We start from the raw sequence: 9009 nt of genomic DNA on the forward strand, positions 1-9009 counted from the left end.
TAGCTAATAGCTATGAACAACAAGTAGCTATCGACATTAGAATTTTTGCATAAATAATTTTTTACCTCACGCACCAGACGCACCAGGCGCAGAGAAATAGTTAAAAATCGAGACTTTTGCAAGAGTTCTATTGAATCAGTAATTTCTCGGACATAATATTAGAGGATTGCCAATATTGCGGAAGTGAAATTATTTCAGCGCTTATTTATTTTCTCCTTTGTATTATTAAGCTCTATTTCCCTTCATTCCTTTCTACACATAAATCGGGGAGAACTGGGGGAGAAGAAAAATTAGGGATGATTAATTTTCAAGCATCCCTAATCAAATAAATGAGACACTATCAGCAACTTAAAAATTAGACAAGCAAGGCTTGTGGTTCTGGTAAGAAGCCAACACGAATAAAGAAATCCTTGTAAGTCGAAAGTAGCTTTTCATTAACTTCAGAGCATTGAACTGAACTGCCATCTAGTGCTTGCAGGGTTTGCTGACAATCAAATCTGGGGAAGTTCAGATGCACTTCATGGAATTCTTCCAGCACTGCGGCATAGGGATAGAGGGCATTCTCGGCAAAGTTGCTACTACTCATCAGTTTGTGACGCCACTCTTCTAAAGGCAATTCTTCAAATCGGTAGCCGACACTCCGCAACCAAGTGTAGATCTGCGTGCTGTGGATGGGCGAAGGATTGGTGATGTGGAATGCTTTACCAAGGGATTGTGGTTGCAAGCTCAAGTAGGACATGGCTTTTGCCACATAGTCTACTGGTGTGAGGTCAATCAAGCAATTAGCGATCGGCATAGCTTGCATCTGAATTGAGCCAGCCAAAATTGCATAGATAAAGTGCTGGGGAATGCACATTCCTGTTTCACTGTGTCCTGATACTTCACCAGGGCGATAAATAGTAACTGGCAATCCTCGATCGCGGGCTTGGAGTAGCATCTTTTCTCCCACCCATTTTGTTTCATCATAGGCCATATTTAAATGCAGATTATGGTCAATGCTGCTGTCGTTAGCAAAGACACGATGAGCGCCCATTGGCCAAATTGCTACTGTAGAAACAAAATGAACAGGCTTGATTTTGTTTTTGAATCCTAACTTAATAATCTCCCGTGTACCATTGACATTGATAGGTTTGAGAGCTTGGTAGGGATAAATAAAGTTTACCGCTCCACCATTGTGGAAAATCATGTCAATATCTTGAGAAAGGAATTCCCATTCGTTTTGAGCAATTCCCAAACCCTCTTGAGACAAATCTCCCTTTACGGCTAGAATTCTTGACTCGTAGCTGTCGTCCCAAAGGTGGAAATGTTTCAGGCTCTTGATGATTTTAGCTTTGCCTTCCTGTGGCTGAGTACATCTTACTAAACAGTAAATATCTGCTTTGCTCTGCTTGAGGAACTGTTGGAGAACGTGTACTCCTACAAAGCCTGTAGCTCCGGTAAGGAAGATTTTATCCGCAGTTGGTTTCGGTTCATAGACAAGCCCTCCACTGTTAATTACTGGGTCGAGTAATGCTTCTTGATTGAGGAACTGGAAGCGTTTTTGGACAGCAGGGCCTGTTTGGTCGTAGATTTGAGGGTTAACAGTGGTAGCTGCTGCGGCTTGTTCTTCACGTAGCTTGTCAATTTTCTTCGCCAGTTCTGCCACAGTCGGTTCGGCAAAAAATTCCCGCATCGATAGCTTGATTTGGAACATTTGCCTAATTTTCAGGGTAAGTGGTGTCATTAATAATGAGTGACCGCCTAATGCAAAGAAATCGTCGTGAATTCCTACCCTTTCAATTCCCAAAACATCTGCCCAAATGTGTGTCAAGATTTCCTCAGTAGGGGTGCGAGGTGGCACATAAGTATTGCCCAAACCCATCTGATTGAGGCTATCTGGTATAGGTAAAGCTTTTCGGTCAACTTTACCATTCGGTGTACGCGGCATTTGTTCGAGGATGACAAAAGATGCCGGAACCATATACTCTGGCAGCTTTTCTTTCAGGAACATTTGCAACTCATTCGCTGTGGTGGAGCGATCCTGATTAATAACTAAATAGGCAATTAGTTTTTTGTCGCCTGATGCACCTTCTCGCGCTACTACCACAGTTTCTTGAACTGCTGAATGGTTGAGCAGAACGCTTTCAATTTCTCCTAGTTCAATACGGAAACCACGAATTTTTACTTGATGGTCTATACGACCTAAGTAAGCAATCCGGCCATCTTCAAGGTAGCGTACCAAGTCGCCTGTTTTGTAAAGACGAGAACTTATGTGAGGCGCAAATGGATTAGCAATGAATTTTTCTGCTGTTGCTTCTGGGCGATTGAGATAACCCCGTGCTAATCCTGTACCACCAAGGAGTAATTCCCCGGCTACTCCAATTGGTACTGGTTGAAGATATTTATCGACGATGTAAACTTTGGTATTGGTTACAGGACGACCTATTGTTGTTGATTCTGTCGCTCCTTTCTCAATCAATGTAAATGTGGAATAGGTGGTGGATTCGGTTGGGCCGTAGAGGTTGTAGACTTTCTCTACAGAAGTTTGGTTGTACACTGCCTGGGCTAAATTATTCGCAAGTGCTTCACCAGCTAAATTCACCGATCGCACAGAGTTGGGTATGACATTTTGTCGCAACAGTTCAGCGATCGCACTCGGCACGGTATTAATTAGCGTTACTTCTGTAGCTGCCGGCAAAGAAGCCAGATGTAAAGCATTTTCTGCGACAATTACTTTACCGCCACAAGCCAAGGGGAAGAATAACTCAAAAATAGAAAGGTCAAAGCAAACAGATGTAGAGAACAACACGCCACTACGCTCCTGGGCATCAAAGGTTTCCATTGCCCAGAACAAGAAATTTACCGCACTGCGATGTTCAATCCCAACTCCCTTGGGAGTGCCGGTTGAACCAGAGGTATAAATTACATAAGCCAGATTTTCAGGTGATACTTGCTGATGTAAATTGTCTGCTTGATATTTAGCAATCTCGCTGGCTTCCGTATCAATGCAGATGATTTTAGCTCTTGATTGCTCTGGCAGGTGGCTGCTTAATTTTGCTTGGGTAAGCAACACAGATACGCCAGCATCCTCCAGCATAAACGAAAGTCTTTGTTTGGGATAGGCGGGATCGAGAGGCACGTAGGTAGCCCCTGCCTTTAAAATCGCCAACAATCCTGCCACTAGATCGGCAGAACGCTCCAAGCAAATACCAACCATCGTTCCTGGCTGAACACCCAACGCTTGCAAATACCGGGCGATTTGATTGGCGCGGTGATTGAGTTGTTGATAAGTCCAGCGTTCTTGACCAAAGATAATAGCAGTACTGCCGGATGTTTTCTCACACTGTTGTTCAATTAACTCGTGAATAGTCAGATTTTGAGGATAAACTTTGTCAGTTTGATTCCATTCAAAGAGCAGTTTCTGATAGTCTGCCTCAGATAGCAATGGCAGTTTGTAAATTGGATCTGCACAGTCTTGAGCGATCGCTTTGATTAGAGTTTTGAAGTTGAGCATCCAACGCCGCACTGTTTTACTATCAAGCAAATCTGTGCTGTAATCACATTGGAGTTGGAGGTTTTCTTCTGAGCCAACAAGTGACAAACTGAGGTCGTAACGAGTGTATTGAATTGGTGTTGTTACCGTTTCAACCTGTAAGTTTCCAAATTGCGGCAGTGCAGCAGGAGCCTCCATATCCATAGATACCGTGAACATTACTGAGCGACTTTGATCGCGATCAGGATTCAGCTTTTGAATTAAGGAGGCAAAAGGATAGTCTTGGCGATCGAAAGCATTCAGAACTGACGAACGTAAGGTTGCCAGATATTCTGAAAACGCCAAAGAATCATCAACCTTGGTACGTAAAGACAGAGGATTAATCGTATTAGCAACAAGTTTTTCGGTACTGGCTTGGAGCGAACCTCCTTGGCTAAAGACGCCGACGACAAAATCATCTTGCTGTGTCAGGCGATGGAGAAAGACATTGAAAGCAGCTAAAAATGTGATAAACAGAGTCGAGCTGTGTTGAGAACTCCAAGTTTTCAGGCTGGATACCAGGGAGGCATCAAAAGGAATCACCAAGCGCGAACCACGGTAAGATTTGACTGCTGGACGTGGTGCATCTAAAGGTAAATCTAAATTGGGAATGCCATCGCGGTACTGTTGGAGCCAATAAGCTTCTGCTTCTTGAAACTCTGGCGATAGTTGCTGTTTTTTGAGCAGCTCGGTATAGTTGCGAAATTGAATTGGTTCTTCTAGTTTTACTGGTGTACCATTAATTCTCTCTGTATAGAGGCTACCAACTTCTGACAAGACCAAAGTCAAAGAGCGTTTATCAACAATGAGAGCATGACCTGTAACTACTAGCAAGTGAACATTGCTATGCAACTTCAAAACGCTTGCCCGGAATAAGGATTTTTCCATGTCAAAGGCACGCTTACCTTCATGAGCCAGCCAACTAGCTACTTGTTGCTGCAATTCCCCAGGAGTAAAGTCAGAGAAATCAGTCAGAGGTACTTCAAAATTGACGCTTGAGGCAATGCGCTGCGAATCCTCATCAAGGCTTAAAGTTGTGCGTAAAGCTTCATGGCGATTCACAACAGTTTGAAATGCTTGTTGTAATGCCTGCCAATCTAAAGCTCCATCAAGTTTTAGAATTGCTGTTTCGTGATAGGCACTGGAAGCTCCCTCTGAGTAACGAGCTAAGAACCAGATCTGCTTTTGCATTTCCGTTAGCGGCATCTGGGTGAATTCCTGAGGAGCAGATTTTTCCGATGCTGCAACAAGGTTCTCGATATCATCACCAGATGTAGCTGTCTGGGATTGTAGTAATTCAATAATGTAGCCAGATAGCAACTTGATATTAGTGTAATTATCAAACACCTTCCGCATCGAAGGTCTGACTCCAAAAGTTTCGGAGACAACCCGAAAGACATCCACAAGCACTAGAGAACTTGCTCCCATCTCTAGAAAGGGCATATGAATATCAATTTCTGAAGATTCTAGTTTGAGCGCTTCTGCCAGGATTTGACAAAGAGTTGTTTGTACTTGTTCTGGTGTGATGAGTACATCTGCCTGAGCTGTCATTAATAATCTTTCCTTGTGATGAAAATTTATTTGAGTTGATTGCTTAAATAGTGAAAACTTTTGCGCGTGGGGAAGAGGAGAGCTTGTAGTTGCGCTTTCATTGCTACTACAAGCCCACTTTTCACTCTTCCAGAATTTCTACAAAGCTATTGAGAGGAATACTGGGAATTTCTACTTTTTTTGGTGCAGATGAAATTGAGCGATCGCTGTCCTCAGTATTGAGCCAGTAACGCTTGCGGTTAAAAGGATAGGTTGGCAAAGCAATCCGTTGACGAATGTAATCTTTGTCAAATCCTTCCCAGTCTACGGGTGTGCCAAGGGTATACAAACGAGCGAGGGAATTGAGAATCGTCTGCCAGTCACTCTTGCCCCGTTCTAAGGAATGCAACCACACTGCTGTGTCACCAGGTATAATTTGCCGCGCCATATTATTTAAAATAGGATGCGGCCCGACTTCTAGAAAGACGCGGAATCCTTGTGAGGCAAGGCTTTGAATCCCAGATGCAAACAAAACTGGTTTGCGGATGTGATTGCGCCAATAGCTAGCATCGATCGCTTGAGTGCGTTCTAGGAAGCGACCTGTCAAGTTGGATACCAACGGAATCTGGGGTGGATGATAGGTGATGGTTTGAGCAAACTCGTAAAATTCATCTAGGATTGGTTCCATCAACGGTGAATGGAAGGCATGGGAGACTGCGAGGGTGTGGCTGTCAATACCTTGCTGTTCTAAGGATTGTAAAACAGCTTCTAGAGCTTGACTTTCGCCTGCAATGACTGTGTTTTGGGAACCATTCACCGCCGCGATCGCCAATTGCATACTAAAGGGTTGGAGGAACTTACTGACTGTTGCCTCATCCGCAAATACCGCTGCCATACCGCCAGTCTGCGGTAAACTTTGCATCAGTTGTCCGCGCCGTGCAATCAATCTTAACCCATCTTCTAAGCTAAATACACCAGCGACACAAGCAGCTACGTATTCGCCCACACTATGCCCTAATACGGCATCTGGCTCGACTCCGTAGGAGCGCCATAAAGTCGCTAAGGCATATTCTATGGCAAACAAAGCAGGTTGTGTATACTTTGTTTCATTTAAAACTGATTCTTTGCCTACTTCTGGGTAAATGACTGAGAGTAGAGACTGCTGCAAGTAAGGTTGGAGAATTTCCGCACATCGGTCTAGAGTTTGGCGGAATACGGGCTGTGTTTCGTACAGTTCCCGCGCCATTTGAATTTTTTGCGAACCTTGACCAGTGAAAAGAAATACTAAGGGCGGGCGCTTTCGCAACTCCCAACTGTCAATTTCTATACCAGTCGTGGGTTTGTCTAAGATGAAAGCTGTAAGTTTAGCCTGCAAATCTTGGACACTGTTAGCGGTAATCGCTAGGCGGTAGATGAAGTGGGAACGACCGCAGTTAGCACTGAAACACAAATCGCTTAACTTAGTATCTGGATTTTTTTCTAAGTAGGAGATGTATTGCTGGGCTAGTTCCCGACGAGAGTTTTGACTGCGTGCGGATAATGTCAAAATGTGGACTGGGCGCTCAACGATGTTGTCACTAGACAAAGTTGTCGGTGCTTCTTCAAGAATGACATGGGTGTTAGTACCGCCAAAACCAAAACTGCTGATTCCAGCACGCCGCACACCTTGTACTGGTTGCCAATATCTGAGATTAGTATTGACGTAGAAGGGAGTGTCCTCAAAAGTAATGTAAGGATTGGGGGTGGCAAAGTTTAACGTTGGTGGAATTTGTTGGTGTTTGAGCGCCAAAATAACTTTAATTAACGATGCCATCCCCGCCGCTGGTTCTAAGTGGCCGATGTTGGTTTTCACCGAACCAATCGCGCAAAATTGACGGCGCTGAGTATATTCACGGAAAACTTCTGTGAGGGCATTAACTTCAATCGGATCGCCCAAGTCAGTACCCGTACCGTGGGCTTCTATATAAGAGATGGTGTCAGGATTGACATTTGCTTGTTTATATGCATTCTTGAGAACAGCTACCTGAGAGCGACTATTGGGAGCAGTCAATCCGTTTGATTTGCCATCTTGGTTAATTGCCACACTTTTAATTACTGCATGAATTGTGTCGCGATCGCGCAGTGCTTTTTTGAGTGGTTTAATCATCAACACACCTGCACCTTCACCCCGCACATAACCATCAGCATTGGCATCAAAAGTTTTGCACTGCCCCACGGGAGACATAAACCGCCCTTTACTGAAGAAAATATAAGATTCTGGTGCAAGAATCACATAGACACCACCGATCAGAGCCGTTTCACATTCTCCCTGGAGAATGCTACGCACTGCGATATTGAGAGCCACCAGGGAAGACGAACAAGCTGTGTCTACTACTAAGCTTGGCCCTTTGAGATTAAATTGGTAGGAAACACGGTTGGCAACAATAGATAGGGAATTCCCCAAGCCGACAGCAGCAGTTACTTGTTCTGAGGAATGCAACTGAGTGCGAGCGTATTCTGCCGAACTCACACCGATGAATACCCCAGTTGAACTACCGCCGACTGTATCTTTGGCGTAACCAGCCATTTCCATCGCTTCCCACGCTGTTTCCAGAATCAAGCGCTGTTGGGGATCCATCGCTTCTGCTTCCCGTGGCGAGATGCCGAAGAAAAGGGGATCGAACTCATCGATTGATTTCATGAACCCGCCCCACTTGGTATACATTTTCCCTGGAGCTTGGGGATCGGGATCGAAGTAGTCGGTAAGCGCCCATCGCTGAGAGGGAATTTCCTGAATACAGTTGATGCCGTTAGCGAGATTGTGCCAATACTCATCTAAATTTTGGGCATTGGGAAAGCGTCCGGAATAACCGATAATTGCCATATCGGTGTCTGCTATTTCCGTCATCTGCCCTTTGGGTTTGAGTTGCCCGACTGATAATGTTTGTTTTGGTGTCTTGCCGTTCTTACTTGCTATACTCGCAGCTAACATTTCCTGTAAATTTTCATGTTGCGGTAAACTGGTTGCAACTTTGTTGGAAGATTTACCACGCAACAGGAAATCTACTTCTAGCTGGCAAACGAGTTTGCCCCATTTATCTTGAATGGGAACGGGACAGGTGTAACGTACTTCTCCTTCACGGTGCAGTTTTTCCAACAAGAGCGAGATTTGTGCCGCCTCCAGATAAACATCGCACTGCACTTCATTAATCGCCATCTCTTGATATGTGATGCGTACACCCAAGACAACGAAGTTAATGTCATCTCTAGATATTGCCCGCATCAATGCGATCGCTGCTACTGATTCTCCCAGAGCAAACAGTGCCCCAGCGTAAATTGTACCGATATGGTTAAGATTTTCTGGTTTCGCAGGCAAAATCACAGAGAGTCCCAAGGGAGTTTGCTTGACAACTTGCATCCCCAAGTTGTCAACAATGGGAACACCGAGCGGTGGTAGAGATTCTGGTGCAGAAGATATTGGCTGAGTACCATTTTCTACAGTTATTGGTACGCTTTGGGCGGGTGTGGGAGTATAGTTTTGATTTTGCCCCCACACACCTGCATTCGGCTGTTCTGACAGATATGCCGCTAATGCTTCAACGGTAGGGTAGTCAAACAGTAACGTAGCAGGAAAAGAACTCTGAGTTCGCTCTTGAATTTCTTTCACAGCCCGTACTGCCAAAATCGAATCTAAACCCATTTCCAGAAAGCTTTGCTGTGGATCGATACGTTCTGGTTGAGTTTCCAGCACTGTCGCCATCACGTTAATTACTTGCTCTTGAATTTGCTGGCGCAACAAGCGGGGCGATAGGTTGCTAGTAATAGCGATTTGTGTTGGAGGTTCTGGTTTAACTTCTACTGCTGGCGTTATGACTTCACTGTAATGTGCCGCAGTTTGGGCAGGTTCTCCTGATTGGAGTGGATTCTGGTTTAAAACTGCAACAACAGGATGGCTAGGTAGTAAATTTAACGCTTCCTTGAACGCAGCC

General features: G+C 44.6%; 2 protein-coding genes. Both read right to left on the reverse strand.

Going from position 1 to position 9009, the window contains the following annotated elements:
- Positions 1-355 precede the first annotated feature (355 nt).
- Positions 356-5062, reverse strand: a complete 4707-nt coding sequence (locus tag UYC_RS0108335) for a non-ribosomal peptide synthetase (protein WP_016877276.1) — start codon at positions 5060-5062, stop codon at positions 356-358.
- A 121-nt stretch (positions 5063-5183) separates the two neighbouring features.
- A partial coding sequence (locus tag UYC_RS35390; RefSeq protein ID WP_016877275.1) for a type I polyketide synthase occupies positions 5184-9009 on the reverse strand: 3826 nt, incomplete at its 5' end.

It is taken from the genome of Chlorogloeopsis fritschii PCC 6912 (assembly GCF_000317285.1).
Classification (GTDB): Bacteria; Cyanobacteriota; Cyanobacteriia; order Cyanobacteriales; family Nostocaceae; genus Chlorogloeopsis; species Chlorogloeopsis fritschii.

Bases quoted from the DNA above. Each gene is read 5' to 3' on its own strand.
- UYC_RS0108335 (WP_016877276.1), bottom strand. From the start codon at position 5,062: ATGACAGCTCAGGCAGATGTACTCATCACACCAGAACAAGTACAAACA.